This is a genomic window from Bacteroides sp. 1_1_30 (assembly GCF_020982715.1).
Taxonomy (GTDB): Bacteria; Bacteroidota; Bacteroidia; order Bacteroidales; family Bacteroidaceae; genus Bacteroides; species Bacteroides xylanisolvens.
Genome location: NZ_JAJKHN010000260.1, coordinates 1 through 536, shown reverse-complemented (window position 1 = coordinate 536; position 536 = coordinate 1). Strand labels below are relative to the sequence as shown.

1 protein-coding gene is annotated in these 536 nt (G+C 42.5%); it reads right to left on the bottom strand.

The genetic code is table 11. From position 1 onward, the window contains the following. Positions 1–155: 155 nt before the first annotated feature. Positions 156–527 (bottom strand): transposase family protein, encoded by a 372-nt coding sequence (locus tag LPH68_RS26570; protein WP_008640050.1) that lies wholly within the window; start codon positions 525–527, stop codon positions 156–158. Positions 528–536 lie beyond the last annotated feature (9 nt).

Below are 536 nucleotides of genomic sequence, written 5' to 3'. Positions count from 1 at the left end.
GATAACCCATATTCTTTGGATAAAGGATATACTCTTGGGCATGTGCTCTCTGATCCCAATTCTGGAAGTCACTCAGGTGATCTTTATATTGGCTTTGAAGCTGTTTGCCATCCATACAGTAATGCTCTGCTACACTTTGGCAGCTAACGGCGTGATTATCTAAGTAATTCTTTTAAAAAAGCACCGAACTCAGCGGTTATGCGAGTACCGGTGGCTACCAAACTCCAGTCACGACTATATGTCTGCCCAGTGGAGGGATCTTCCCAGCGACGACGCTTGATACGTAAATAAACGGCTTTACCACGGATAGGGAAGTCCTGAACTTCAATCTCAGGGAGGAAACCTTTTGAGTGAAGATGTAGATCTGAGTACTCAGCAGGAATAGTGGCTTTCTCCTCTAAATAAAGAATAAAGCAAGTATCCTGAGAAACATGATTGACTAGGGTAAAGTAATCAAGGATTCCTGAAGGCAAGAACAAGCTTAAAGAAGCAACAGGATCAATCGTTTGGGAAGAGGATGTTTTCATGATGCAAAA